The sequence below is a fragment of the Mycobacterium sp. 236(2023) genome, from assembly GCF_029623955.1.
Taxonomy (GTDB): Bacteria; Actinomycetota; Actinomycetes; order Mycobacteriales; family Mycobacteriaceae; genus Mycobacterium.
In genome coordinates, this window is record NZ_JARSBP010000009.1 from 203,350 (window position 1) to 229,074 (window position 25,725).

The 25,725-nt window shown below is 66.8% G+C and carries 21 protein-coding genes, 1 rRNA gene and 1 pseudogene; 9 read left to right on the top strand and 14 right to left on the bottom strand.

Translation table 11 applies throughout. The annotated features are described in order from the left end of the window. Positions 1 to 6 precede the first annotated feature (6 nt). The 3 genes from P9A17_RS29125 to clpS are packed head-to-tail and all read right to left on the bottom strand — an operon-like array spanning position 7 to position 1,950. On the bottom strand, positions 7 to 1,029 hold the full coding sequence (locus P9A17_RS29125; protein WP_278042246.1) for a P1 family peptidase: 1,023 nt from the start codon (positions 1,027 to 1,029) through the stop codon (positions 7 to 9). Further along, on the bottom strand, positions 1,029 to 1,613 hold the full coding sequence (locus P9A17_RS29130) for a DUF2017 domain-containing protein (protein ID WP_278042247.1): 585 nt from the start codon (positions 1,611 to 1,613) through the stop codon (positions 1,029 to 1,031). The genes P9A17_RS29125 and P9A17_RS29130 overlap by 1 nt, the downstream gene beginning before the upstream one ends. 34 nt (positions 1,614 to 1,647) lie before the next feature. Next, positions 1,648 to 1,950, bottom strand: coding sequence for an ATP-dependent Clp protease adapter ClpS (gene clpS, locus P9A17_RS29135; protein ID WP_278042248.1), 303 nt, complete (start codon positions 1,948 to 1,950; stop codon positions 1,648 to 1,650). A gap of 65 nt (positions 1,951 to 2,015) precedes the next feature. Here clpS and P9A17_RS29140 point away from each other — a divergent pair, with 65 nt between their 5' ends. From P9A17_RS29140 to P9A17_RS29150, 3 genes are all read left to right on the top strand, one after another. Further along, positions 2,016 to 3,350 carry a nicotinate phosphoribosyltransferase gene (locus tag P9A17_RS29140; RefSeq protein WP_278042249.1) on the top strand — a complete coding sequence of 445 codons (1,335 nt, stop codon included), beginning with the start codon at positions 2,016 to 2,018 and terminating at the stop codon, positions 3,348 to 3,350. 5 nt (positions 3,351 to 3,355) lie between these two features. Further along, positions 3,356 to 5,338 (top strand): ATP-dependent DNA helicase, encoded by a 1,983-nt coding sequence (locus P9A17_RS29145; RefSeq protein WP_278042250.1) that lies wholly within the window; start codon positions 3,356 to 3,358, stop codon positions 5,336 to 5,338. A gap of 97 nt (positions 5,339 to 5,435) precedes the next feature. After that, positions 5,436 to 6,893: a peptidase gene (locus P9A17_RS29150; protein ID WP_278042251.1), complete on the top strand. Its 1,458-nt coding sequence runs from the start codon at positions 5,436 to 5,438 to the stop codon at positions 6,891 to 6,893. A 24-nt stretch (positions 6,894 to 6,917) separates the two neighbouring features. Here the strand turns inward: P9A17_RS29150 and glgP are convergent, their stop codons facing one another. Next, positions 6,918 to 9,548 (bottom strand): alpha-glucan family phosphorylase, encoded by a 2,631-nt coding sequence (gene glgP / locus P9A17_RS29155; RefSeq protein ID WP_278042252.1) that lies wholly within the window; start codon positions 9,546 to 9,548, stop codon positions 6,918 to 6,920. Between the two features lie 192 nt (positions 9,549 to 9,740). On the opposite strand from glgP, the gene P9A17_RS29160 reads away from it, so the two are divergent. Then, a complete protein-coding gene (locus P9A17_RS29160; protein ID WP_278042253.1) occupies positions 9,741 to 11,831 on the top strand; it encodes an alpha-1,4-glucan--maltose-1-phosphate maltosyltransferase in 2,091 nt (696 codons plus the stop codon). Positions 11,832 to 11,835: 4 nt separating this feature from the next. After that, positions 11,836 to 14,049 carry a 1,4-alpha-glucan branching protein GlgB gene (gene glgB / locus P9A17_RS29165; RefSeq protein ID WP_278042254.1) on the top strand — a complete coding sequence of 738 codons (2,214 nt, stop codon included), beginning with the start codon at positions 11,836 to 11,838 and terminating at the stop codon, positions 14,047 to 14,049. Between the two features lie 13 nt (positions 14,050 to 14,062). Here glgB and P9A17_RS29170 read toward each other — a convergent pair whose 3' ends face one another. The 3 genes from P9A17_RS29170 to P9A17_RS29180 all read right to left on the bottom strand — a co-directional run bounded on the left by P9A17_RS29170 (position 14,063) and on the right by P9A17_RS29180 (position 16,628). Then, positions 14,063 to 14,962, bottom strand: coding sequence for a tetratricopeptide repeat protein (locus tag P9A17_RS29170; protein ID WP_278042255.1), 900 nt, complete (start codon positions 14,960 to 14,962; stop codon positions 14,063 to 14,065). A gap of 13 nt (positions 14,963 to 14,975) precedes the next feature. Then, positions 14,976 to 15,371 carry a DUF3817 domain-containing protein gene (locus P9A17_RS29175; protein WP_278042256.1) on the bottom strand — a complete coding sequence of 132 codons (396 nt, stop codon included), beginning with the start codon at positions 15,369 to 15,371 and terminating at the stop codon, positions 14,976 to 14,978. 63 nt (positions 15,372 to 15,434) lie between these two features. Further along, a complete protein-coding gene (locus P9A17_RS29180; RefSeq protein WP_278042257.1) occupies positions 15,435 to 16,628 on the bottom strand; it encodes an acetyl-CoA C-acetyltransferase in 1,194 nt (397 codons plus the stop codon). A 93-nt stretch (positions 16,629 to 16,721) separates the two neighbouring features. Here P9A17_RS29180 and mce point away from each other — a divergent pair, with 93 nt between their 5' ends. After that, entirely contained in the window at positions 16,722 to 17,198 is a 477-nt protein-coding gene (gene mce, locus P9A17_RS29185; RefSeq protein ID WP_278042258.1) for a methylmalonyl-CoA epimerase, read from the top strand. Here mce and P9A17_RS29190 read toward each other — a convergent pair. Both P9A17_RS29190 and nucS read right to left on the bottom strand, forming a co-directional pair. Continuing rightward, positions 17,195 to 17,473: a hypothetical protein gene (locus tag P9A17_RS29190; protein ID WP_278042259.1), complete on the bottom strand. Its 279-nt coding sequence runs from the start codon at positions 17,471 to 17,473 to the stop codon at positions 17,195 to 17,197. The two genes, mce and P9A17_RS29190, sit on opposite strands and share 4 nt — an antisense overlap. Beyond that, on the bottom strand, positions 17,473 to 18,144 hold the full coding sequence (nucS, locus tag P9A17_RS29195; protein WP_278042260.1) for an endonuclease NucS: 672 nt from the start codon (positions 18,142 to 18,144) through the stop codon (positions 17,473 to 17,475). The genes P9A17_RS29190 and nucS overlap by 1 nt, the downstream gene beginning before the upstream one ends. 47 nt (positions 18,145 to 18,191) lie before the next feature. Between nucS and P9A17_RS29200 the strand changes: the two genes are divergently transcribed. After that, a complete protein-coding gene (locus tag P9A17_RS29200) occupies positions 18,192 to 19,805 on the top strand; it encodes an adenylate/guanylate cyclase domain-containing protein (protein ID WP_278042261.1) in 1,614 nt (537 codons plus the stop codon). Positions 19,806 to 19,916: 111 nt separating this feature from the next. On the opposite strand, the pseudogene P9A17_RS29205 reads toward P9A17_RS29200, so the two are convergent. The 4 genes and pseudogenes from P9A17_RS29205 to P9A17_RS29220 all read right to left on the bottom strand — a co-directional run. After that, positions 19,917 to 20,102: pseudogene (locus P9A17_RS29205) on the bottom strand (glutaminase); the annotation flags it as partial. Positions 20,103 to 20,119: 17 nt separating this feature from the next. Then, positions 20,120 to 20,773 carry a DUF3159 domain-containing protein gene (locus P9A17_RS29210; protein ID WP_278042262.1) on the bottom strand — a complete coding sequence of 218 codons (654 nt, stop codon included), beginning with the start codon at positions 20,771 to 20,773 and terminating at the stop codon, positions 20,120 to 20,122. Next, positions 20,766 to 22,664, bottom strand: a complete 1,899-nt coding sequence (locus tag P9A17_RS29215; protein WP_278042263.1) for a S9 family peptidase — start codon at positions 22,662 to 22,664, stop codon at positions 20,766 to 20,768. Before P9A17_RS29215 ends, P9A17_RS29210 begins: the two co-directional genes overlap by 8 nt. A gap of 87 nt (positions 22,665 to 22,751) precedes the next feature. Then, positions 22,752 to 23,384 carry a TetR/AcrR family transcriptional regulator gene (locus P9A17_RS29220; protein ID WP_278042264.1) on the bottom strand — a complete coding sequence of 211 codons (633 nt, stop codon included), beginning with the start codon at positions 23,382 to 23,384 and terminating at the stop codon, positions 22,752 to 22,754. Positions 23,385 to 23,524: 140 nt separating this feature from the next. On the opposite strand from P9A17_RS29220, the gene P9A17_RS29225 reads away from it, so the two are divergent. Then, entirely contained in the window at positions 23,525 to 25,012 is a 1,488-nt protein-coding gene (locus P9A17_RS29225) for a DNA-3-methyladenine glycosylase 2 family protein (protein ID WP_278042265.1), read from the top strand. After that, entirely contained in the window at positions 25,012 to 25,512 is a 501-nt protein-coding gene (locus tag P9A17_RS29230; RefSeq protein ID WP_278042266.1) for a methylated-DNA--[protein]-cysteine S-methyltransferase, read from the top strand. The genes P9A17_RS29225 and P9A17_RS29230 overlap by 1 nt, the downstream gene beginning before the upstream one ends. A gap of 65 nt (positions 25,513 to 25,577) precedes the next feature. Here P9A17_RS29230 and rrf read toward each other — a convergent pair. Then, a 5S ribosomal RNA gene (gene rrf, locus P9A17_RS29235) occupies positions 25,578 to 25,690 on the bottom strand. Between the last annotated feature and the right edge of the window lie 35 nt (positions 25,691 to 25,725).

Genomic DNA, 25,725 nt, shown 5'->3' on the forward strand with positions numbered 1-25,725 from the left:
ATCCCTTCACTCAAACGCTCCAGGCAACAGCCCACGGTATGTCGGTATTCCTGCGACCGCCTCAGCGGCCAGCACTCCCACCATCACCGCGCGCGCCAGAACGTCCGCCGCGGCGGCGCCGACGGCGGTCATCAGCGGCAGTTCCGGCGTCATCGACGCCGGCGTCGTCGGATCCGGGTTCACTTCGACGGCACCGGTGGCCAGCGCGAACACGGTGTCACCGTCGAGCGGGGTGTGGCATGGGTTGATCGTGCGCGCCAGTCCGTCCTGCGCCGCAACCGCCACGCGGCGGCACGCCGCCTTGCTCAGCGCCGCGTCGGTGGCGACGACGGCGATCGTGGTGTTCAGCGGGCTGAGCTCGCCACGGCGGTCGGCATAGGCGACACGTTGGTCCGCGGGCGGCGGCACCAGCCCGAACTCCTCGATGTGCGAGGCCAGCCATGGCAACCCGGTGCCGGGATCGACGACATCGCCCGCCGAGTTGACGACGACGAGCGCGCCGACGGTCACGCCGGATTCGAGGGTGACCGACGCCGTGCCCACACCGCCCTTGAGGACACCGGCGCGGGCGCCGACGCCGGCGCCGACCGTGCCGATCCCGACGTCCGTCGTCGCGGTGGCCGCCGCGCGGTAGCCGAACTCGGCGGTGGGGCGGCACTGCCAGCTTCCGACGGGAAGATCGAAGATCACCGCGGACGGGACGATCGGCACCACGCCGCCGTCCATGGCCACGCCGCGATCCTGTTCTTCGAGCCATGTCATGACGCCGTCGGCGGCGGCCAGTCCGAACGCGCTGCCGCCGGTCAGGACGACGGCGTCGACGTGGCGCACCGAGTTGCTCGGGTCGAGCAGGTCGGTCTCCCGGGTGCCGGGCGCACCGCCGCGGCCGTCGACGGCGCCGATGGTTCCCGGCGGCGTCAGGATGACGGTGGTGCCGGTGGCCCAGCCCGAACCGAGTTCGGCGTCGTCGTCGATTCTGTGGTGGTGGCCGACGCGGATGCCGCCGACGTCGGCGATCGAGCCGCTCATTACCGCGTCCGCCCCATCAGGCAGATCACCAGATACTCCTGCAGCACCGTCAGCCACTGGTAGACGTCGAGGTGCCCGGCCATCGGATGGTCACCCGGCAACCGGTCGGGCCCGTCGGAGCCGATGTCGAGCATCGTGCCCAGCGCGAGTCGCACGTCGTTGACCGCTGACGCCCAGGCATGCGCGTCGTCCTCGGACAGTTCGAACTTTCCCCCGGCAGAGGGCACGGTATCCAATAAGCGTTGCGCCGCTTCGCGTTTCGCATCGAGTATGGCGGGCTCGTGAAGGCTGCGCAGCGCGCTGTTCAAGCTCTCCGCGGTGCCCGACCCGGCAGGGTGCTCGGTGGCGGGCCGGTAGAAGTCCGGCAGCAGCCGCTTCATCGTATCGTCTTGCGGCGGAGAGGAATTGCCCGTACGCATGCCGGTGATCTCGGCGAGTTCGTCGACCGGACCAGAAGATTCCCGATCGTCGAGCATCCCCAGCAGCGACGTGACGAGGCTGCTCAGCAGCTCCGCTTCATGAGCGGCAAGAGCCGATCGGAACCGAGGGCCTGCGGGACTCTCGACCCGCTTCCATTTGCGCACAGTGCCTTTCTCGCTCCTCGCGTCCGCAGTATCTTCAGCGGTCCTGTTGGAGTGTCGCCCACAGCCCCGCGGCGTGGAGCTTGGACACGTCGACTTCCATCGACTCCCGGCTACCCGCGGACACCACCGCTTTGCCCTCGTTGTGCACCTGCATCATCAACTTGGTGGCGTGCGGTTCGCTGTAGCCGAACAGCTTCTGGAATACGTAGGTCACGTAGGTCATCAGGTTGACGGGGTCATCCCAGACGATGGTTACCCAGGGTGTGTCGGCGGTGGCGTCCTCCCGGACGTCGCGGTCCTCGCGAGTTCCCGGTCGGGCCTTCGCCGGCGTCACCATGGGGCCAGGATACCGGGGCCGAAAGTGCTGATCTGAAGGTGCACCGAACCGGCTACGGTTGGGCTGTGAACCCGGCCCCCGAGTCGACGGCCTTGCTGACCGACAAGTACGAACTGACGATGCTGGCCGCGGCACTGCGCGACGGCACCGCACATCGGCGGAGTTCTTTCGAGGTGTTCGCCCGCCGGCTTCCCGAGGGACGGCGATACGGCGTCACCGCGGGCACGGCTCGATTCGTGGAAGCCTTGCAGGCGTTCAGGTTCGGCACCGACGAGTTGAGCGCACTGCAGGACTTCCTCGATCCCGAGTCGCTGGAGTACCTCGAGGGATACCGCTTCGCCGGCGACGTGGACGGCTACGGCGAGGGCGAGCTCTATTTCCCGGGCTCCCCCGTGCTGTCGGTGCACGGCACGTTCGCCGAATGCGTCATCCTCGAAACCCTTGCGCTGTCGATCTTCAACCACGACACCGCCGTTGCCTCGGCCGCGGCGCGCATGGTCTCCGCATCGGCCGGGCGTGCACTGATCGAGATGGGCTCACGGCGCACCCACGAGCAGGCCGCCGTCGCCGCGGCCCGAGCGGCATATCTCGCGGGGTTCACCGGCTCGTCGAACCTGGAGGCCCAGCGTCGCCACGGGGTGCCCGCCCTGGGCACCAGCGCCCACGCCTTCACGCTGCTGCACACGACCGCCGACGGTGGCACGACGTCGGACTGGGAGAAGGCGGCCTTCCGGGCGCAGGTCGACCGATTGGGCGTCGGCACGACCCTGCTCGTCGACACCTACGACATCACCGCCGGCGTGGCGAACGCCGTCGAGGCCGCCGGGCCGGAGCTTGGGGCGGTGCGGATCGACTCCGGCGACCTCGGTGTGCTGGCCCGTCAGGTGCGCGAGCAACTCGACAGCCTCGGCGCGACGAAGACCCGCATCGTGGTGTCCGGGGACCTCGACGAGTTCGCGATCGCCGCGCTGCGCGCCGAGCCGGTCGACATGTACGGCGTGGGCACGTCGGTGGTCACCGGATCGGGTGCCCCGACGGCGAGCATGGTCTACAAGCTCGTCGAGGTGGACGGCATTCCCGTCGAGAAGCGAAGCAGCCACAAGGAATCCCACGGGGGCCGCAAGCAGGCGCTGCGACTGGCCAGGGCATCGGGCACCATCGTCGAAGAGGTCGTCCACCCGGCGGGTCAGCCGCCCGCGATCCCCGATGATGCCGACGCGCGCACCTTGACCGTCCCGCTGGTCCGCAACGGCGAACCTGTCGCCGAGCTGGGGCTCGACGCCGCCCGCGCCAGGGTCGCCGACGGACTGCTGAGCCTGCCGTGGGACGGGCTCGCGCTGTCGAAGGGTGACGCGGCGATCCCGACCCGGATGATCGCGCCGACGCGCGGCAGAGGGTAGGTCCGGTGGAGGTCACCGAACTGCTGGCCACGGCGGTAGCCGCGCTGGGCGGCACCGAACGCGACGGCCAGATCGCGATGGCGCAGGCCGTGGCGCGTGCGTTCACCACCGGCGAGCACCTGGCCGTGCAGGCGGGTACGGGCACCGGCAAGTCGCTCGCCTATCTGGTTCCCGCCGTCGCGCATTCGCTCGACGACAACCAGCCGGTCGTGGTGTCGACCGCGACGATCGCCCTGCAACGCCAGCTCGTCGACCGCGACCTGCCGCGGCTGGCCGACGCGCTGACAGGCGCGCTACCCAGACGGCCTGTCTTCGCGTTGCTCAAAGGCCGGGGAAACTATCTGTGCCTCAACAAGATTCACAATGGGTCGGCGGCCACCGAGCCTGACGACGTGCCACAGGAGGAGCTGTTCTCCCCCGTTGCCGCCAGTGCGCTGGGGCGCGACGTACAGCGGCTCACCGAGTGGTCCGAATCGACGTCCACGGGCGATCGTGACGAGCTGAAGCCGGGTGTCCCGGACCGGTCGTGGTCGCAGGTGAGCGTGTCATCGCGCGAATGCATCGGGGTGTCCCGCTGCTCGTTCGGCACGGACTGCTTCTCCGAGCGCGCGCGGGATCGCGCCGGGCAGGCCGATGTCGTCGTCACCAATCACGCGCTGCTGGCCATCGATGCGATCGGCGACGCGAATGTCCTGCCCGAGCACGACCTGCTCGTCGTCGACGAGGCGCATGAACTGGTCGACCGCGTCACCGGGGTGGCCACCGCCGAGCTCTCGGCCACATCGCTGGGTATCGCGCAGCGGCGCGCCTCCCGCATCATCGGCCCCGAACTCGCCGAGCGGCTCGACGCCGCGTCCGCGACCTTCACGTCGGCGATCTTCGACGCCCGCCCGGGGCGGATCGACGTGCTCGACGAGGAGATGGCGAGCTATCTGACGATGCTGCGCGACGCCGCACACGCGGCGCGCACCGCGGTCGACACCGCGCCGAACGACCCGAAGACCACCTCGGCGCGCGCGGAAGCCTCCACCGCGCTGTCGGACGTGGCCGACACCGCATCCCGGATCCTCGACTCCTTCGTACCCGCCATCCCCGACCGCACCGATGTCGTCTGGCTCGAACAGTACGAGGACAACCGGTCGGGCAGCCGCACGATCCTGCGCGTCGCGCCGCTGTCGGTGGCAGGACTGTTGCGCAGCAGGCTCTTTGGGCAAGCGACAGCCGTACTGACGTCCGCGACGCTGACCATCGGCGGCAGCTTCGAGGCGATGGCATCGGCGTGGGGGCTCTCCGGTGGCAAGGCTGACGCCGACGCGGGGTGGCGCGGGCTCGATGTCGGTTCACCCTTCGACCACGCGAAGTCGGGAATCCTCTACGTGGCCGCGCACCTACCCGCGCCCGGACGCGACGGAACGGGTTCGGCCGAGCAACTCGACGAGATCACCGCGCTCATCGAGGCAGCGGACGGCCGGACCCTGGGCCTGTTCTCGTCGATGCGCGCGGCCAAGGCCGCAGCGGAAGTGTTACGTGGACGACTCCGCACCCCTCTGCTGTGTCAGGGCGACGACACGACCTCGGCCCTCGTCGAACGGTTCGCCGACGATCCGCAGACATCGCTGTTCGGGACGTTGTCGCTGTGGCAGGGGGTCGACGTTCCGGGCCCCTCTCTGTCGCTGGTGCTGATCGACCGGATTCCGTTCCCGCGCCCCGACGATCCGCTCCTGACGGCCAGGCAGCGGGCCATCGCGGCACGCGGCGGCAACGGGTTCATGGCCGTGGCGGCCAGTCATGCCGCCCTGCTGCTGGCTCAGGGTGCCGGCCGACTGCTGCGGCGCGTCGACGACCGTGGCGTCGTGGCCGTACTCGATTCCCGGATGGTGACCGCGCGGTACAGCGGCTTCCTCCGGGCGTCACTGCCACCGTTCTGGGCGACGACGGACAGCGCGGCCGTCCGGGCCGCCCTCGCGCGTCTGCGCGACGCCGACTGAGGTCGAGTCTCGCGATAAGCGCAGTCGGCGGCGGGAATTCACTATTCTGGCGGGAGTTCGGCGCGAGCGAGTGCGCCACTACCGAAAGGCGGCGTCCATGAGCCCGTCGAGAAATCCGAGGCGCCTCGTCGGCGCGACGATCGCGGTGTGTGCCGTGCTGATGGGCTCCGCGTGCTCAACGACGTTGCAGGGCAAGGCTGTTTCGGTGTTCGACGATCCGTTCAGCGTCGCCGGAATGCCGGCCACCGACGGTCCGACCGGCTTGCGCCCCAACGCCGAAGGCCCGGCCCGCGACGTCGAGGGCACCGACGGTGGCGCGATTGACGAACTGGCCGCGAGCGCCATCAGCGACATCGAGGACTTCTGGGCGATCGCCTACGAGGAGACGTTCGGTGAACCGTTTCGGCCGGTCGCCGAGCTGATCTCGTGGGACGCCAACGGCTTCGACGGGGAGTTCTGCGGCGAAGGCACCTACGGGCTGGTCAACGCGGGGTACTGCTACGACGACCGGACGATCGGCTGGGACCGTGGTGAGCTGCTGCCCAGCCTGCAGGATGCGCACGGCGACATGGGTGTGGTGATGGTCCTCGCCCACGAATACGGCCACGCCGTAGCCCGGCTCGCCGCGCTGTCCAAGGACAGCACCGAAACTCTGGTCGCCGAACAACAGGCCGACTGTTTCGCGGGAGCCTACATGCGCTGGGTCGCCGAGGATTCGTCACAGCGCTTCTCGTTGAGCACCGGCGAAGGGCTCAACAATGTTCTGGCAGGCGTCATCTCGTTCCGCGATCCGGTGCTCAACGAGGGCGACCCGGACGTGGGGTATGACGAGCACGGCTCGGCGTTCGAACGGCTCTCGGCGTTCCAGTTCGGCTTCACCGACGGACCGTCGGCGTGCGCGGCCATCGACATGCGGGAGATCGGCCAGCGGCGCGGCAACCTGCCGGTGCTGCTGCCCGAGGACGAGACCGGCGAGTACACGGTCGACGAGCAGTCGGTCCGCTCGATCGTCGACGTGCTAGGGGTGCTGTTCTCCCCGAAGAATCCGCCCGCATTGAGCTTCGAACCCGACGAGGCCGAGAACTGCGCCGATGCCCGCCCGAGCCCGCCTGCGTCGTTCTGCCCCGCGACCAACACGATCGTCGTCGACCTTCCTGGGCTCGAAGAGCTGGGTGCCCAGGCCGATCCGGATGACGGTTCGTCCCTGGCCACCGGCGACAACATGGCGTATTCGGTGCTGATGTCGCGTTACACGCTGGCGATCCAGCACGAACGCGGCGGGGTGGCGCTCGACAACGCCGAGACCGCGTTGCGGACCGCATGCCTGACCGGGGTTGCGACGGTGAAGATGTCGAAAGACGTCACAACCCCCGACGGGCACACCCTGGTGCTGACCGCCGGCGACATCGACGAGGCCGTGTCCGGGATCCTCACCAACGGACTGGCGGCCAGCGACGTCAACGGAGAGTCGGTACCCGCCGGCTTCTCCCGCATCGATGCATTCCGCGTCGGCGTGCTCGGCGACGAGGAGCAGTGCTTCAAACGCTTCTCCTGAGAGCCCGCACCGCGGCCAGGCACGTCAGGCCAGCGTGACCAGACCGAGTTCGTTGTCGCCGGCGAGCAGTCGGTGATGTGGGAGCACCCGCACCGTGTAACCCACGGAGCCGGCGAACGGCAGCGGCGTCGTCGCGGTGAAGGTCTCACCTCCGTTGTCGGCCGTACCGGTGTGGGTCATCGGTACGCAGTCCGGGTCCACCAGCGCATCGCCCCCGTCGACCCGACCGAAGACGGCCTGGACGGTCACCTCGTCGGCACGCAGGCCGCCGAGGTCGACGAGCGCCGTCAGCGTCAGCTCCGAACCCAGCAGCGGGACGTCGGGGAGCCCGTAGCTGTCCACCTCCGTGATCTTGACCTGTGGCCAGGCCTGCCGCACCCGGTGGCGGTACTCCGCGAGCTCGAAGGCCGCGCCGAAGGGCACGGCATACTCGGCGACGTCGGGCCGCCCCGGCTCGATCACCTGACGTAGCGCCTGAGCCGCGGGCAGGTAGTACTTCTGCGTGTAATCGCGAACCATCCGCGATGCGAGCACCTTCGGACCGAGCACCTGCAGTGTGTGCCTGACCATCTCGACCCACCGCACCGGAACGCCACTTTCGTTGCGGTCGTAGAACTTCGGCGCAACCGCGCGCTCCAGCAAGTCGTACAGCGCAGAGGCTTCGAGGTCGTCGCGACGGCTCTCATCGGCAAGACCGTCTGCGGTGGGGATCTCCCAGCCGTTCTCGCCGTCGTACCACTCGTCCCACCAACCGTCGCGAATCGACAGGTTCAGTCCGCCGTTGAGCGCGCTCTTCATCCCGGAGGTGCCACATGCCTCCAGCGGGCGCAACGGGTTGTTCAGCCACACATCGCAGCCGTGATAGAGCTTGCGCGCCATCGACATGTCGTAATCCGGCAGGAACGCGATGCGATGTCGCAGATCTTCGCGATCGGCGAACCGCACCACCTGCTGGATCAGCGCCTTGCCTCCCTCGTCGGCCGGATGGGACTTGCCTGCGACGATCAGCTGGATCGGACGCTCCTCGTCGAGCAGCAGCTTCGCCAGCCGCTCGGGGTCGCGCAGCATCAGCGTCAGCCGCTTGTAGGTGGGCACCCGCCGCGCGAACCCGATCGTCAACACGTTCGGATCGAAAGCCGTTGCTATCCAGCGCAATTCAGCCTCCGATGCACCACGCTCCAGCCACGATCGGCGCACTCTGGCACGCACATCCTCGATCAGCGCTTCACGCAGTTGCGAACGGATCCACCACATGTGGCCCGGGTCGACCTCCTGCAGGCGCTGCCAGGTTTCCGGTTCGCTCAACGAACTCAGATCCACGCTGCCGATCAGTTCCCGCCCGAGCTGCAACCACTGTGGGGCTGCCCAGGTCGGCGCGTGCACACCGTTGGTGATCGAACCGATCGGGACCTCAGCGGGATCGAATCCCGCCCACAGCTCGTTGAACATCTCTCGGCTGACCCGCCCGTGCAGCAGGGACACCCCGTTGGCGCGCTGCGCCAGCCGCAGCCCCATATGGGCCATGTTGAATTTCGTCGGGTCGTCCTCCGCGCCGAACGCGATGATGCGTTCCAACGGCACACCGGGCAGAAGCCGCGAGCCGCCGACCGACGGCCCGCCGGGCTCCGGCCCGAAGTAGCGCTCCACCATCTCGACCGGGAAGCGGTCGATACCCGCGGCCACCGGTGTGTGCGTCGTGAACACCGTCGACGCCCGGACGACCGCCAACGCGGTGTCGAAGCCGAGGCCCGCCTCGATCAGCTCGCGGATCCGCTCGGCGCCCAGGAATCCGGCGTGCCCCTCGTTCATGTGGAACACCTCGGGCGCCGGAAGTCCCTCGATTTCGGTGAACGCCCGGATCGCCCGCACGCCGCCGATGCCGGCGAGGATCTCCTGCCGGATCCGGTGTTCCTGATCGCCGCCGTAGAGCCGATCGGTGACCGACCGCAGTTCGTGGTCGTTCTCCGGAATGTCGGAATCCAGCAGCAGCAACGGGATTCGGCCGACCTGCGCAATCCAGATCCGCGCGTTCAGCTGTGCTCCTCCGGGTAACGCGAGCTGGATCAGCACGGCGTCACCCTGTGCGTCGGTGAGCTGACGCAGCGGCAGACCCTGCGGATCCAGCGAGGGGTAGTTCTCGTGCTGCCAGCCGTCGGCGGTCAGCGACTGCCGGAAATATCCGGATCGGTAGTGGAGGCCGACGGCCACCAGCGGCAGCCCAAGATCCGATGCCGACTTCAGATGATCTCCAGCCAGGATCCCGAGACCGCCCGAATAGTTGGGCAGCACTTCGGCGACACCGAACTCCATCGAGAAATACGCGATGCCCTTGGGCAGCTCGGCGGGCTGCTCCCCGGCGAGCTGCTGGTACCACAGCGGCCTGGTCAGATAGTTGTCCAGATCTGCGGCGAGCGCGTCGAGACGGCCGATGAACGCCTGGTCACCGGCGAGTTCCTCCAGCCGCGCGGGCGTGACCTGCCCGAGAAGCGCGACGGGATCGGCACCGACGTGGGCCCAGATCTGAGGGTCGATCTCCTCGAACAGATCCTGCGTCGGTTTGTCCCATGACCAGCGCAGATTGATGGAAAGCCGCTCGAGGGCGGCCAACTGCTCGGGAAGGTGGGCGCGGACGGTGAATCGCCGGAGTGCTTTCACGCGTCTCCACGTTACTGCTGTCGGTGGGTCACATGTGGCGCGTTGGATGACCGACAGAAGGTTGAGCCGGACACTACGGTGGGTATAGGCGCGACTAGTGATAGATCAGTGCCGATCGACCTGCAGACGAGACCAGACAACGACGAGTGCGGTGTATGCCGCAGCATGTTCGAGTGGTAGGGAGAGTCGAAAGTGACCGCCGGTCGTATCGAGATCGATGACGTCCAGCCCGTGGTGTCCAACGGGCGGTTTCCCGCGAAGGCGGTTGTCGGTGAGGTGTTGCCGGTGTCCGCGACCGTGTGGCGGGAGGGCCACGACGCGGTGGCCGCCACCTTGGTCGTGCGCTATCACGGCAACTCTTACCCACCCCTGGCGGAAGAGCCGCCCGGACGGGTCCGCGGCACCGAAGCGGTGCCCATCCAGGAAGTCGTCAGCCTCAAGGGACGCGGCAAGCCGACCGCCCTGCCGATGGCGCCCGGCCGCACTCCTGATGTGTTCCACGGGCAGTTCAGCCCCGACGCCGTGGGGCTGTGGACCTTCCGCGTCGACGGTTGGAGTGACCCGATCGCCACGTGGCGAAAGAACGTGATCGCCAAACTCGACGCAGGCCAGAGCGAAGGCGAACTCGACAACGACCTGCTGATCGGCGCGAAACTGCTGGATCGCGCCTCGACCGGCGTCCCCCGTCAGGACCGCTATCCGCTCGCCGAGGCGGCCGCCCGGCTACGGGAGCCGGGTGACCCGTTCTATCGCGCGGGCGCCGCCCTCGCCCCCGAGATCACCGCGCTGCTCGACCAGTTCCCGCTGCGGGAGCTGATCACCCGGGGCACGCAGCACGGCGTGTGGGTCGACCGCCCGCTGGCCCGATTCAGCTCCTGGTACGAGTTCTTCCCCCGGTCGACGGGCGGTTGGGACCAGGCCGGACATCCCGTGCACGGAACCTTCGCCACCGCGACGAAGGCGTTGCCGCGCGTCGCGCGGATGAACTTCGACATCGTCTACCTGCCGCCGATCCACCCGATCGGCAAGGTGCACCGCAAGGGGCGCAACAACAGCGTCACCGCCGCGCCGGGCGATGTCGGGTCTCCGTGGGCGATCGGTAGCGACGAGGGCGGCCACGACGCGATACACCCCGACCTCGGCACCATCGAGGACTTCGATGATTTCGTCAGCGCCGCGCGCGACGAAGGCCTGGAGGTCGCACTCGACCTGGCGCTGCAGTGCGCGCCGGACCATCCATGGGCCCGCGATCATCCGGAGTGGTTCACCGTGCTCCCCGACGGCACGATCGCCTACGCGGAGAACCCGCCGAAGAAATACCAGGACATCTATCCGCTCAACTTCGACAATGACCCGACGGGCCTCTACGAGGAAGTGCTGCGGGTCGTCAAGTTCTGGGTTTCGCACGGGGTCAAGGTCTTTCGCGTGGACAACCCGCACACCAAGCCGCCGAACTTCTGGGCGTGGCTAATCGGCGAGGTCAAGAACATCGACCCCGACGTGTTGTTCCTCGCCGAGGCGTTCACCCGCCCGGCGCGGCTGTTCGGGCTCGCCAAACTCGGCTACACACAGTCCTATACGTACTTCACGTGGCGCACCGCCAAGTGGGAGCTGCAGGAGTTCGGCGAATCGATCGCCGAGCACGCCGACTACAGCAGGCAGAGCCTCTGGGTGAACACCCCCGACATCCTGCACGAGAGCCTGCAGTACGGCGGGCCCGGCATGTTCGCCATCAGGGCAGTGCTCGCGTCGACGATGAGCCCGACGTGGGGCGTCTACTCCGGGTTCGAGCTGTTCGAGCACAAGGCCGTCAAAGAAGGCAGCGAGGAGTACCTGAACTCCGAGAAGTACGAATTGCGGCCGCGGGACTTCGAGGCGGCGCTGGCCGACGGCGAGTCGCTCGAGCCGTTCATCACGCGGCTCAACGAGATCCGGCGCTGGCACCCGTCGCTGCAGCAGATGCGCACCATCACGTTCCACCACATCGACAACGACGCGCTGCTCGCCTACAGCAAGTTCGATCCCGTCTCCGGCGACCAGGTGCTGGTCGTGGTGACGCTGAACGCCTTCGGGCCGGAGGAGGGCATCCTCTGGCTCGACATGGGCGCACTCGGAATGGACCAGCAGGACCGCTTCTGGGTGCGCGACGAAATCACCGGCGAGGAATACCAGTGGGGCCAGAGCAATTACGTGCGAATCGAGCCGGCGCGGGCCGTCGCACACATTCTCAACATGCCCCAGATCCCCGTCGACCAACGATCCAACCTTCTGCGTAGGGAGTGACGACATGACCAACGCGTCCAACCTGAAGAACCAGATCGACAGCCCGCATCTGAGGCCGCACACCGCTGACCTCAACCGGCTGTTGTCCGGTGAACATCACGACCCGCACGCGATCCTCGGCGCGCACGAGTTCGACGACCACACGGTGATCCGGGCCTACCGCCCCCACGCCGCCGAGGTCGTCGCGGTGATCGGCGGCACCCGCTACCCGCTGCAGCACGTCGAGTCAGGCCTGTTCGCGGTCGCGGTGCCGTTCACGAACCTCATCGACTACCGGTTCGAGATCAAGTACTCCGAGGACGAGTCGGCGTTCGTGCACGCCGTCGCCGATGCGTATCGCTTTCTGCCGACGCTGGGCGAGATCGACCTGCACCTGTTCGCCGAAGGACGGCATGAGCGGCTCTGGGAGATTCTGGGCGCGCACCCGCGCACCTTCAGCACTCCCGACGGCGATGTCACCGGTGTCTCGTTCGCCGTGTGGGCGCCGAACGCCAAGGGCGTCAGCGTGACCGGCGACTTCAATCACTGGGGCAACGAGGCGCAGATGCGTGTCCTCGGGTCGACCGGTGTGTGGGAGTTGTTCTGGCCGAACTTCCCCGAAGGCGGGCTGTACAAGTTCCGCATTCACGGCGCAGACGGGTCGGTGACCGACCGTGCGGATCCGATGGCGTTCGCCACCGAGATCCCGCCGCAGACCGCGTCGAAGGTGTTCGAGAGCGGCTACACCTGGGACGACGACGACTGGATGAGCCGGCGTGCGCTCCGTAATCCGGTCTTCGAGCCGATGAGCACCTACGAGGTCCATCTGGGGTCGTGGCGTCCCGGGCTGAGCTACACCGAGCTGGCCGACCAGCTCACCGACTATTTGCTCGAGCACGGGTTCACCCACGTCGAGATGCTGCCGGTCGCCGAGCACCCGTTCGGCGGATCCTGGGGCTACCAGGTCACGTCGTACTACGCGCCGTCTTCACGGTTCGGCTCCCCCGACGAGTTCCGCTACCTCGTCGACAAGCTCCACCGGGCGGGCATCGGCGTCATCGTCGACTGGGTCCCCGCGCACTTCCCCAAGGACGCCTGGGCGCTCGGCCGCTTCGACGGCACCGCGCTCTACGAACACGGCGACCCGCGGCGCGGCGAGCAGTTGGACTGGGGCACTTACGTTTTCGACTTCGGCCGGGCCGAGGTGCGCAACTTCCTGGTCGCCAACGCGCTGTACTGGCTGCAGGAATACCACGTCGACGGGCTGCGCGTGGACGCCGTGGCGTCGATGCTGTATCTCGACTACTCGCGTCCCGCGGACGGTTGGTCGCCGAACATCTACGGCGGCCGCGAGAACCTCGAGGCGGTGCAGTTCCTCCAGGAGATGAACGCGACCGTCCACAAGATCAATCCCGGCATCGTCACCATCGCCGAGGAGTCGACGTCATGGCCCGGCGTTACCCGCCCGACCAACCTTGGCGGACTTGGCTTTTCGATGAAGTGGAACATGGGCTGGATGAACGACACGCTTGAATTCATCAAGCGTGATCCCATCCACCGCAGCTACCACCACCATGAGCTGACCTTCTCGCTGCTCTACGCGTTCAGCGAGAACTTCGTGCTGCCGATCAGCCACGACGAGGTGGTGCACGGCAAGGGCACGCTGTGGGGCCGCATGCCGGGCAACGACCACATGAAGGCCGCAGGCATCCGCAGCCTGCTCGCCTACCAGTGGGCACACCCGGGCAAGCAATTGCTGTTCATGGGACAGGAATTCGGCCAGCGTGCCGAATGGTCCGAGGAACGCGGCGTGGACTGGTTCCAGCTCGACGAGCAGGGATTCTCCGACGGCATCCTGCGCATGCTGACCGACACCAACGGGATCTATTCCAGCCGCCGCGCGCTGTGGTCGCGAGACACCCAGCCCGAGGGCTACTCCTGGATCGACGCCAACGACTCGGCCAACAACGTGCTGAGCTTCCTGCGCTTCGGCGACGACGGTTCGATGATGGCGTGCGTCTTCAACTTCTCGGGCACCGAGCACGCGCGATACCGACTGGGACTGCCGCACGCCGGAACCTGGCGCGAGGTGCTCAACACCGACTCCGACACCTACCACGGTTCGGGCATCGGGAACTACGGTGCTGTCGAGGCGACCGACGAGCCGTGGCACGGCAGGCCCGCATCGGCGGTCATGACTCTTCCGCCGCTTTCGGCCCTGTGGTTCGAGCCCGTCTAGTCTCCGCGCGAGATCAGTAGAGGGCGTTCGCGAGATTGCGACGGCCCGCGACCACCTCGGGGTCGGCGGGGTCGAACAGGTCGAACAGTTCGATCAGCCGGGTGCGGATCGCCGTCCGGTCGTCGCCAGCGGTGCGCCGGACGAGATTGGTCAGCCTGGTGAACGCCGCCGCGACGTCCTGCTGCAGGATCTCCACGTCGGCGGCGGCCAGCGCCGCATCGATGTCGCCGGGTGCGGCGTCGGCCAGCGCCACAGCGTTCTGCGGGTGGGTGGTCGCGCGCTGTAGGAACCCGATCTGGCGGACCGCGCCCTTGGCCTCGGCGTGGTTGGGATCTCCGTCGAGGATGGCTTGATACGCGGTGCGTGCCGCCTCGAAATCGCCGGCGTCCAGAAATCCACGCGCCTGCTCGACCTGGGAGTCGACGACCTCTTCGGCGCCGTCGTCTTCTCCTCCGCCGCCGAGCTTTCCGGCCACGGCGTTCAACAGCGAGTCGATCCACCGCCGCAGTTGCTCGGGCGGTTGCGGTCCTTCGAAGCTCGACACCGGCCGACCCGCCGCGAGTGCGACCACGGTCGGCACCGCTTGGACGCCGAACATCTGAGCCACGCGCGGGGTGGTGTCGACGTTGATCGTCGCGAACGTCCACTTCGAACCGTCTGCGGCGGCCAGAGAGCTCAGCGCCTGGCCCAGTTGGACGCTGGCGTCGCTGCGTGGTGACCACAACAGCACGACGACGGGCACCTCGGTGGACCGGACCAGCACCTCGGCTTCGAGGTTGGCCTCGGTGACCTCCACGCCGCCTGGGCCGCCACTCGCGGCGCCTTCACCGGCGGAGGAAGGCCGTTGCTTGAGCGCCGACAGGTCGACGGCACCGGCCATGGCCGACGAGATTCGGGGTCCAGGTCGTGTCACACCGACAAGTCTGTCACGTCGTTTCGGGTACCGACGCGCCCGCCTGACCGATCCCGGCGGAGACCTGCGCAGTGCCGGTGGGAGCACCCATACGCCCGCTCCGATCAGCCCATATGAGGAAGATCACACTGCCCAATGGCACGATGCTGCCCAGCAACGCCAGCAACCACGTTCCGACGCTCCATTTGAACGCGATGCCGACGACGAGCGCGGCGGCCAGGAACGCGACGAAGATGCCGCCGTGGATCGGCCCGAAGATCTTGACGCCGATCTCGGTCTGCGGCGATCCGACGTACTTGAAGTACATCCCGATCAGCAGGCCGGCCCAGCTGAGGGCCTCCGCGAAGGCGATCAACCGGAACCATCCCGCGGCAGTGCGGAGGTCATATGCGCTTGTGTCGGCGGCCATAAACGTCATTGTGCCCGAAGAGAGCCTTCAGCTACTACACAGCGTCGTTGACTGCGGCGAACGTCACGGCCTGCGCAGGATGAGCGCGTCGCCCTGACCGCCGGCACCGCAGAGCGCGGCGACGGCGTAGCCCGACCCCTTACGGGCCAGTTCCAGTGCTGCGTGCAGCGTGATCCGGGCGCCCGACATGCCGATCGGGTGGCCGATCGCGATGGCGCCGCCGTTGGAGTTGACCCTCTCGCCGTCGATTCCGAGTTCCTTCGTCGAGGCCAGCGCGACCGCCGCGAAGGCCTCGTTGATCTCGATGACATCCAGGTCGTCGAGCGAGATGCCCTCCTTGGCGACGGCCTTCTTGATCGCGTTGGCGGGCTGGCTCTGCAGCGTGGAGTCCGGTCCGGCCACGACGCCGTGCGCGCCGATCTCACACAGCCAGGTCAGACCCATTTCCTCGGCCTTCGCCTTGTTCATCACCACGACAGCGCACGCACCATCGGAGATCTGCGACGCCGACCCGGCGGTGATGGTGCCGTCCTTGCGGAACGCCGGCCGCAGCCCGCCCAGCGACTCCGCGGTGGTGTCGGCGCGGATGCCCTCGTCCTCGGTGAACTCGATGGGATCACCCTTGCGCTGCGGGATCTTCACCGGCACGACCTCGTCGGCGTACACCCCGTCCTTCCAGGCCCGGGCGGCCTTCTGGTGCGATTCGGCGGCGAATGCGTCCTGCTCGGCGCGGGTGAACTTGTCGACGTCGTTGCGCTGCTCGGTGAGCGCGCCCATCGGCTGGTCGGTGAACACGTCGTGCAGCCCGTCGTAGGCCATGTGGTCGAGCGCGGTGACGTCGCCGTACTTGTACCCAGAGCGGCTGTTCATCAGCAGATGAGGCGCCTGCGTCATCGACTCCTGACCACCGGCGACGATCACATCGAACTCCCCGGCGCGGATCAGCTGATCGGCCAACGCGATGGCATCGATGCCGGACAGGCACATCTTGTTGATCGTCAGCGAAGCCACGTCCCAGCCGATCCCGGCGGCCACGGCAGCCTGACGCGCAGGCATCTGGCCGGCGCCTGCGGACAGCACCTGGCCCATGATCACGTACTCGACCAGTTGTGCCGGCCCATCAATATTCGGGAAGGCCTTCTCCAGCGCGCCGGCGATGGCCACCGCGCCCAGGTCACTGCCCGAGAAATCCTTCAGCGAACCCATCAACTTGCCAACGGGAGTACGGGCTCCAGCAACAATCACCGACGTCGTCACAGCGACCTCCAGACTAGTTTTACGCGGCCGCAGAAAGGCTATACGTGCGCATCGTCCTATTCGAAACCGATCTTGTTAGGTTACTTTTTCTTTATGACCGCCGAGCAGACTGACGCCCGTCCGGTACTGGCCACCGCGCTGGTGACCGCCATCGACCATGTCGGCATCGCCGTCCCCGATCTGGACGCCGCGATCAAGTGGTATCACGACAACCTGGGCATGATCGTTCTCCACGAGGAGATCAACGAGGAGCAGGGCATCCGCGAGGCGATGCTCTCGGTCCGAGGCGCGCCCGTCGGCAGCACCCAGATCCAGTTGATGGCTCCGATCAACGACGAGTCGACGATCGCGAAGTTCCTCGACAAGCGGGGCCCCGGGCTCCAGCAGTTCGCCTACCGCGTCAGCGACATCGACGCTCTGAGCGAGCGTCTGCGCGAGCAGGGTGTGCGTCTGATCTACGACGCGCCCCGCCGCGGCACCTCCAACTCACGCATCAACTTCATCCACCCCAAGGATGGCGGCGGTGTGCTGATCGAACTCGTCGAGCCCGCTTCGGACTCAGCTCACTAGGACCAGCGTCTCGTAGGCCCGCGCGTCGCGCGGTTCGCCCAGCACGGGGTGTGCCAGTGCCGGCGATCGTCGATGTCCCGCCACACCACCACGTGCGCGATTCCCGGCCGTATTTCGTGGTCACAGCCGGGGCACCGGTAGACCTTGACCGCCCTCGCCGCCGCGACGGGACGCACCTCGTAGTCGTAGCCGTCGGTTCCGACTTCGATGCGGCGCGGGGCCGGCAGCGGATCTCGCGCCGGCTTCAGCTTGCGCGGAGCGCGGCGTTTGACCATCAGAAGAGGCGGAACTCGTCGCTGTCCATGCCTCGCATCTTGTCGTAATCGAGTGTGAGGCAACGGATTCCACGATCGGTGGCGAGGGTGCGCGCCTGGGGCTTGATCTGCTGGGCCGCGAACACGCCGGCGACGGGAGCCAACAGAGAGTCGCGGTTCATCAGCTCCAGGTAGCGGGTGAGCTGCTCGACACCGTCGATCTCCCCGCGCCGCTTGATCTCCACGGCCACCGAGCGACCCTGCTCGTCGCGGCACAGCAGGTCCACCGGGCCGATGGGCGTCATGTATTCGCGCCGCACCAGCGTGTAGCCGGCGCCGAGAAGTTCGACGTGCTCGGCTAGCAGGGCCTGAAGATGCGCTTCGACACCGTCCTTGACCAGACCCGGGTCCACACCGAGCTCGTGGCTGGAGTCGTGCTCGATCGCCTCGACGGTGATACGCAGCTGCTCGCCCGCCTTGTTCTCCACAACCCACACCGGCGTCTCACCGTCAGGCTGTTCGACGACCCAGCAGGGCGGAGACATCCAGTTCAGCGGTTTATAGGCCCGGTCGTCGGCATGCACACTCACGGACCCATCAGCCTTGAACAACAACAACCGTCGGGCCGATGGCAGATGAGCAGTGAGACGTCCGACGTAATCCACGGTGCACTGAGCGATGACAAGCCGCACCGAACCACCATAGATGGCCGGTCCCGGGTCACTAGGCTGACGCCACGATGACGGACAAGAAGACCGGCACCCAGCGGCTCGGCAGACTGCTGGAAAGGGTCACGAGCCAGACAGCAAGCGGACCGTCTACATCCGAGTACGGATCGTGGATCCTGGGACGGGTCTCGGAGAGCCAGCGGCGCCGCAGGATCCGCATCCAGTTGATCCTCACCGCATTCGCGCTCGGCGCGAACCTGATCGGCGTCGGCGTCGCGATCCTCGTCGTCACCGTGACGTTCCCGGTACCCAGCGTGTTCGACTCCGACGTCCTGTGGATCACGTTCGCCGTGGCACCCGCGTACATCGTCGCGGCGTTCATGGTCGGCGTCGTGTGGGCGACCAACCGCGTCATCGGGAACGTGCGCTGGGCGATCGAAGAACGAGAACCGACCCGCGAGGATCAGCGCAACACCTTCTTCGCGCCCTGGCGGTTGACCCGCGTGCTGCTGGTGCTGTGGGGAGGCGGCACAGTCGTGCTGACCGTCCTCTACGGCATGGAGAACACCGATTTCATCCCCAAATTTCTGCTTGGCATCAGCTTCCCGGGCATCGTCGTGTCCGCAAGCTGCTACCTGTTCACCGAGTTCGCCCTGCGCCCCGTCGCCGCCCAGGCACTAGAAGTCGGACCACCGCCGCGTCGGTTCGCGCCAGGCATCATGGGGCGAACGTTGACCGTGTGGGCACTCGGGTCCGGGGTCCCGGTACTCGGGATCCTGCTCGCGGCAATCATCACCCTCACACTGCAGATCGTGTCGCCGACGCAATTCACCATCGCGGTGATCATCCTGGCCCTGTTCGCGCTGGTCTTCGGTTTCATCCTGATGTGGATCCTGGCCTGGCTCACCGCGACTCCGGTTCAGGTGGTGAGCAAAGCGTTGAACGAGGTCGAGCGCGGCGAACTCGACACAAGCCTCGTCGTGTTCGACGGCACCGAACTCGGACAGCTGCAGCGCGGCTTCAACTCGATGGTGCACGGCCTTCGCGAGCGCGAGCGTGTCCGAGACCTTTTCGGACGCCACGTCGGCCGGGAGGTCGCCGCCCTGGCCGAGAAAGAACGGCCCAAGCTCGGCGGCGAAGAACGCCACGCGGCAGTCATCTTCATCGACATCATCGGTTCCACGCAGCTCGTCACGAGCAGGCCTGCCGCCGAGGTCGTCGAACTGCTCAACCGGTTCTTCGACGTCGTCGTCGACGAAGTCGATGAGCACCACGGGCTGGTCAACAAATTCGAGGGCGACGCCGTTCTCGCAGTGTTCGGCGCACCGGTCTCGCTGGAGAACGCCGAAGCCGAAGCGCTGGCCGCGGCACGCGCAATGGCGAGACGACTGCGGACCGAGGTCCCCGAGTGCGAAGCAGGCATCGGGGTGGCATCGGGGCAAGTGGTGGCGGGCAACGTCGGCGCCAAGGAGCGCTTCGAGTACACCGTCATCGGCGGCCCGGTCAACGAGGCCGCCCGGCTGTGCGAGCTGTCCAAGAAGGTGGACGGGCATCTGGTCGCATCGTCGCAGACCGTGGACAACGCGACCGAAACCGAAAGGCGCAACTGGACGTTGGGTGAGACGGTGACGTTGCGGGGCCACTCGGAACCGACCCGGCTGGCGACTCCGGTCAATCCCGACTGACCGGACCGCGCTGCCAGGCCCTGGCCGCTTCGACGGCGTCGCCGACGGTGTGGAAGCGGATCGCTTCGAGTTCGGGTTCGTTCCGGATGACCATGCCGTCGGGATCGACTAGATGGTGAATTCGACTGCCGCGTCGCCGGATTCATAGATGAAGCCGTCCGCCGACGACAGCGACAGTGCGAACCCGCGGGGATCGACTTCGGCGAGCTCAGGGATGTAGTCGGCCATGGCGCCATCGTCGATGCCCGCATGCTCTGCACGGATGCGGTCGAGATAGTGCTGCACCAGTTCGGCCATGCGCTGGAGTATAGGCGCTACCTGCGATGCAGAACTTCCTGTTCCTCCGCCAGTTCGGCGAGCATCGTCAGCCTGCGCTTGGACCTCCGGACCGCCCAGTAGGCCACCAGGAGCGCCAGCGCCAGAAGCGGATATCCCATCGCGATCCTGGCGACGGCCAGCCAGCCCGTCTGGTCACCGTCGTAGAGCCACCGCTGCACGACGAAACGCGCGGTGAAGACGGCGGCGAAGGCGAGCGTCGCGACGTCGTAGGCGCGCCGCGACGGCTTGTCGTGCCGCCAGGATTGCCCCGCGCCGTTGATGACGTTCCACAGGACGCCGACGAGCGGCCATCGCATCAGCACCGAGGCGAGAAAGACCACCGCCATGGCCAGACTCATCCAGATCCCCAGCAGGAAATAGTCTTTCGCCTCGCCGGTCTGCCAGGCAATGTACGCACCGATCGCGACGCCCAGTGCACCTGACAGCGCGGGCTGGATCGGCTCCCTGCGGACCAGACGCACGACGGCGATCACGACGGCCGTCGCGAGTGCCACGGCGATCGCACCGGTGAGCTCCAGAACGGCGTCACCGGCAACGAACGCGAGGCTCGGCAACGCGGCGTAGATCAGGCCCGACGTGCCACCCATCTGCTCGAGCAGCGTGGGTGCCGGTGTGGTGGTGTCAGGCATCGCCGCGCCGCTCCCCGAGATGCTCGGCCAGGAACCGGTCAACGGTGCGAAACATGTCAATCGTGTTGTCGGGGTTGACGAACCCGTGCCCCTCGTCCTCCTTGACCATGTACTCGACGTCGACGCCTCGCCCGCGCAGCGCCGCGACCAGGTTGTCCGATTCGGCCTGGACCACGCGTGCGTCGTTGGCGCCCTGGATCACCAGCAGCGGCGTCCGGATCTGGTCGACCTTGGTGATCGGGGAGCGAGCGAGCATGTCGGCCAGCTCGTCGGGGTCGTCCGGGTTCCCGACGTAGAGGTGCCAGTTGTTGGCCAGGTGCGGCCGTGCGATCTCGGGCAGAGTGCGCATGAAGTTGGACAGGTCCGAGATACCGACGTAGTCGATGGCGGCGGCGAATACGTCCGGCGTGAACGTGATTCCGACCAATGTCGCATAGCCGCCGTAGGACCCGCCGAAGATGGCCACCCTGTCGGGGTCGGCGTAGCCCTCGTCGACGGCCCAGTTGACGCCGTCGATGAGGTCGTCATGCATCGTGCCGGCGAATTGCCCGATGGCGGCCTTCATGAACGCCTTTCCGTAGCCCGATGATCCGCGGAAGTTGACCTGCAGCACCGCATATCCGCGGTTGGCCAGCAGTTGCGCGGCGGGCGCGTACATCCACCCGTCGCGCGCCCACGGCCCACCGTGGACGACGAGCACCATCGGCAGGTTTTCCGCCTCGATCCCGATGGGCAGCGTGAGGTAGCCGTGCAGGTCCAGCCCGTCGCGCGATGGGATCGTCACCGGCTGCATCGGGGCCAACTTCTCCGGGTCCAGGTGCGGGTAAGGCCGGAACAGCAGGCGACTCTCACCTGTGGTGTGGTCGTAACGGTAGGTCAGGTTGGGGTCGCGGTCGTGGGTGAAGGTGACCAACCATTTCTGCCCCGTCCGATCTGAGGACAGCGCGCCGATGTCACCGTCGGACAATTTCTCCAGATTCGCCAGCACGTCGGCGAATTGCGGATCGATCGTCTGAATCACCTGCCGCTCACCGAGATAACGGACAGCGAGGAGCTCACCGGTTGCTCTGTCCTGGATGAGCGGCTCGGGCAGGCCGGGCCACACCTGACTGCGTGCGTCGAGGTCGAAGGTCGGATGGCTGTCGACGGCGCGCTGCTTGCCGGTGGCGACGTCGAGCCGGACCAGGCGCGTCCGGTCGGTGCCCTCGTTGGATCCCATCCAGATCCCGGATCCGTCGGGGGTGACGACCATCGGGTACATCCCCATGGGATAGTCGGCGCCGTCGTAGGTGACGATGCGGCGCCGTGACTGAGTCACTTTGTCCCACACGAAGATCTCGAGGTCACCATCCCTGGTGAGCGCTGTCGCGAAGAGATCACCGCCGCGGCTGACCATCCACCCGCTCAGATCGCCGGGGTTCTGCGCGATCGGGGTGAGTTCACCGGCGGCGATGTCGAGTTCGTAGGCGTCCAGCGCCTGCACTGTGCGCTTGTTCGAGTAGACGATCGCCGTGCCCGGCATGTCGCCAGGCAGCTCGTAGACCGCCATCGCGCCCGGGAACGGTGTGAGATCGACGGGGACCGAATCCGGGTCGTCGAGGTTCACGCGAAAGATGTGCCAGTTCTCGTCACCGCCGGCATCCTGCAGATAAAGCAGCCAGCGCGAGTCGTGGGTCCACGAATAGTGGAGCACGCTGCGCGTCTCGTCGAAAGTGACGCAACGGGGTTCGATCCCGGAATCCCACGAGTCGACGGCCTGTACCCAGATGTTCATCCGGTCGCGCCACGGCGCGAGGTAGGCGATGCGGGTTCCGTCGGGCGAGATCGTCGCACCGGCGCGAACCGGGGGCTTGAACAGATCTTCGACGGAGATGAGCTCGGGTGGCGGCACGATTCATTCCTTTCGGGGGCGCTTCGGGCATGCGGCATCGGCGAGCCGACCGGCACGCGAGGTGTGATGTTGTTCTTGGGCCCGCGGTCAGCGGGTCACTGGTCCGCCAAGGCGCCCGTATGTTGCTTCAGTGATCGCCCGGTCCATCAGGGCCAGAGCTTCCTGTTGGGTGTATTTCTTCTTGTCGACGATGACCTCGACGCTGACGACCTCGTCGATCACCCGGAATGCTCCGGTGACCGCAGCCGCATAGAGCTTGACGGTCAGATCGGATTCGTCGAGGTTTAGCCGGCGGGCAAGTATCGGCAGCAGGCCTTTCTCCATGTAGTCGTGGACCATCAGGTACGACGTGCGCAGGGTCGGATCCTCCAACGACAGCGTCGCGATCCGCATCGACCGGCGTTCGTCTTCCATGTCGTCATCGGACAGCGGATTGGATTCGGCGTTGGCAGCCAGGTGCTCCGACAGCGACAGGTTGTCCGGCCAGCGGCTCATGATCGCCACGAACCGGTCGGCGGACGTCGCGAGCACCGGTTCGACGCAGCTTTCCTTGCTCCTGAAGTACCGCCAGATCGTGCGCGTGGAAAGCCCTGCTGCCGCAGAGATTTCGTCGCCGCTGGTCGCCGCGACTCCCTTCGCCCAGAACAAATCGCAGGCGTGCCGCGACACCGCGAGCCGCGCGTGCGCCGCATCCGGACGAGCCTGAACGATGTCACCCACCTCCTACCAATGTCACTTAGTGACAAGCTTACTGTGTCACTAAGTGACAGCACTGTCAAGGCCGGTGGCCGAGCACCAGCCGCACAACCATGTCGTTTTCCCGCCAGTTATGTCGGTGACAACGTGTAATTGTCGATGTCATGCACACCGATTTCGACCGTTGCCACCGAGCAGTCCAATCCAAGGACTCCCGGTTCGACGGGTGGTTCGTCACGGCCGTGCTCACCACGAACATCTATTGCCGACCGAGCTGTCCGGTACGGCCACCGTACGCCCGCAACATGCGGTTCTATCCGACGGCGGCCGCCGCGCAACGAGCTGGCTTTCGGGCCTGCAAGCGGTGCAGGCCGGATGCCTCACCGGGCTCTCCCGAGTGGAATGTGCGCGGGGATGTCGTCGCCCGCACGATGCGACTGATCGCCGACGGAACTGTCGACCGCGAGGGCGTCGGCGGACTTGCCGCCCGCGTGGGATACACGGCCCGGCAGCTGGAACGACTGATGCACGCCGAAGTGGGTGCCGCCCCGTTGGCATTGGCGCGGGCCCAGCGCACGCAGATGGCGCGAGTGCTGATCGAGACCACCGACATGGCGTTCAGCGATGTGGCGTTCGCGGCAGGCTTCTCGAGTATCCGGCAGTTCAACGACACCGTGCGCATGGTGTGCGACCTGACACCCACGATGCTGCGGAGTCGCGCGCGAACACGCTTCGGGCGCAACGAAACCGCAGGCACGGGCGTCATGTCGCTGCGGCTCCCGGTGCGGGCCCCGTTCGCGTTCGAGGGCCTCTTCGGCCATCTGGCCGCGAGCGCGGTGCCTGGAGTCGAGGAGGTGCGCGACGGGGCGTTCCGGCGGACCCTGCGCCTTCCGAATGGCAGCGGCGTCGTCAGCCTGACCCCGTTCCCCGGCCATGTGCAGTGTCGCCTCGTCGTCGACGACTTCCGCGATCTGTCCGCGGCGATCGCCCGAACGAGGCGTCTCCTCGACCTCGACGCCGATCCCGAGGCGATCGTGGCTGCGCTCAGCTCCGATCCGGAGTTCGCCGCGCTCGTCGCCAAGGCGCCCGGCCAACGGATCCCCAGAACTGTCGACGAGCACGAACTGGCATTGCGCGTCGTGCTGGGACAGCAGGTTTCCCTTGCTGCGGCGCGCACCCATGCGGGGCGGCTTGCCTCGGCGTACGGAACGCCGATCGCGGATCCCGATGGCGGATTGACACACGTGTTCCCGTCCGTCGACCGTCTCCGCGAGATCGATCCGCAGCATCTGGCGTTCCCCAAGGCACGCCAGAAATCGCTGAACGCATTGATCGCCGCATTGGCCGACGGGAGCGTTGTCCTGGATTCCGGATGCGACTGGGACGCAGCGAGGGCGCAACTGGTGGCGATCCCGGGCATCGGCCCGTGGACGGCGGAGATGATCGCGATGCGTGGCCTCGGGGATCCCGACGCGTTTCCCGGCACCGATCTTGGTGTGCGTGTGGCGGCCGAACAGCTGGGACTGCCCTCGGCACCTGGGCCGCTGAGCGAACGCAGCCACGCCTGGCGGCCATGGCGTTCCTATGCGACACAACATCTTTGGACCGCTCTAGACCACGCCGTGAACCAATGGCCACCGAAGGAGAAGTGATGACCGTGAAATTCCGGACGATGGACAGTCCGGTCGGATTGCTCACGCTGGCCGGCTCGGAAGGACGGTTGCAGCACCTTCGGATGGTCGACCAGACCTACGAACCGGATCGCGGGGACTGGCAACGCGACGACACCGCCTTCGCGGCCGCCGTCGCTCAATTGGACGAATACTTTGACGGTGGCCGGCAGGACTTCGACCTGGAGCTCGACCTGGTAGGGACGCCGTTTCAGCGAAAGGTCTGGCACGCCCTGTTGACCATTCCGTACGGCGAAACACGATCCTATGGGGAAATAGCGAGACAAATCGATACGCCAAGCGCCTCGCGGGCTGTCGGACTGGCCAACGGGCACAATCCGATCGGCATCATCGTGCCCTGCCACCGAGTTATCGGCGCGAATGGAAATTTGACTGGATATGGCGGCGGACTGGACCGGAAAAGAATGCTTCTGGGAATGGAGAAAAGCAATTCTTCGTCCATTCCCACGCTATTTGATTGAGTGATCTTTCTGCACAAATGCCTGTGCCCCCTGAACGAATTCAGGGGGCACAGGTCTTAAAATGTGTTCGGCGGTGTCCTACTTTTCCACCCGGGTGGGTAGTATCATCGGCGCTGGTAGGCTTAGCTTCCGGGTTCGGGATGGGTCCGGGCGTTTCCCTGCCGCTATTACCGCCGTAACTTTATTCACTTGTTCAGTGATTCCCCGTGGTGG

Coding starts and splice junctions, on each gene's coding strand:
- P9A17_RS29150 (WP_278042251.1), top strand. CDS start 5,436: ATGAGCCCGTCGAGAAATCCGAGGCGCCTCGTCGGCGCGACGATCGCG.
- P9A17_RS29225 (WP_278042265.1), top strand. CDS start 23,525: ATGCACACCGATTTCGACCGTTGCCACCGAGCAGTCCAATCCAAGGAC.
- P9A17_RS29190 (WP_278042259.1), bottom strand. CDS start 17,473: ATGGTCAAACGCCGCGCTCCGCGCAAGCTGAAGCCGGCGCGAGATCCG.
- P9A17_RS29200 (WP_278042261.1), top strand. CDS start 18,192: ATGACGGACAAGAAGACCGGCACCCAGCGGCTCGGCAGACTGCTGGAA.
- mce (WP_278042258.1), top strand. CDS start 16,722: ATGACCGCCGAGCAGACTGACGCCCGTCCGGTACTGGCCACCGCGCTG.
- P9A17_RS29175 (WP_278042256.1), bottom strand. CDS start 15,371: ATGGCCGCCGACACAAGCGCATATGACCTCCGCACTGCCGCGGGATGG.
- clpS (WP_278042248.1), bottom strand. CDS start 1,950: ATGGTGACGCCGGCGAAGGCCCGACCGGGAACTCGCGAGGACCGCGAC.
- P9A17_RS29230 (WP_278042266.1), top strand. CDS start 25,012: ATGACCGTGAAATTCCGGACGATGGACAGTCCGGTCGGATTGCTCACG.
- glgB (WP_278042254.1), top strand. CDS start 11,836: ATGACCAACGCGTCCAACCTGAAGAACCAGATCGACAGCCCGCATCTG.
- P9A17_RS29210 (WP_278042262.1), bottom strand. CDS start 20,773: ATGCCTGACACCACCACACCGGCACCCACGCTGCTCGAGCAGATGGGT.
- P9A17_RS29125 (WP_278042246.1), bottom strand. CDS start 1,029: ATGAGCGGCTCGATCGCCGACGTCGGCGGCATCCGCGTCGGCCACCAC.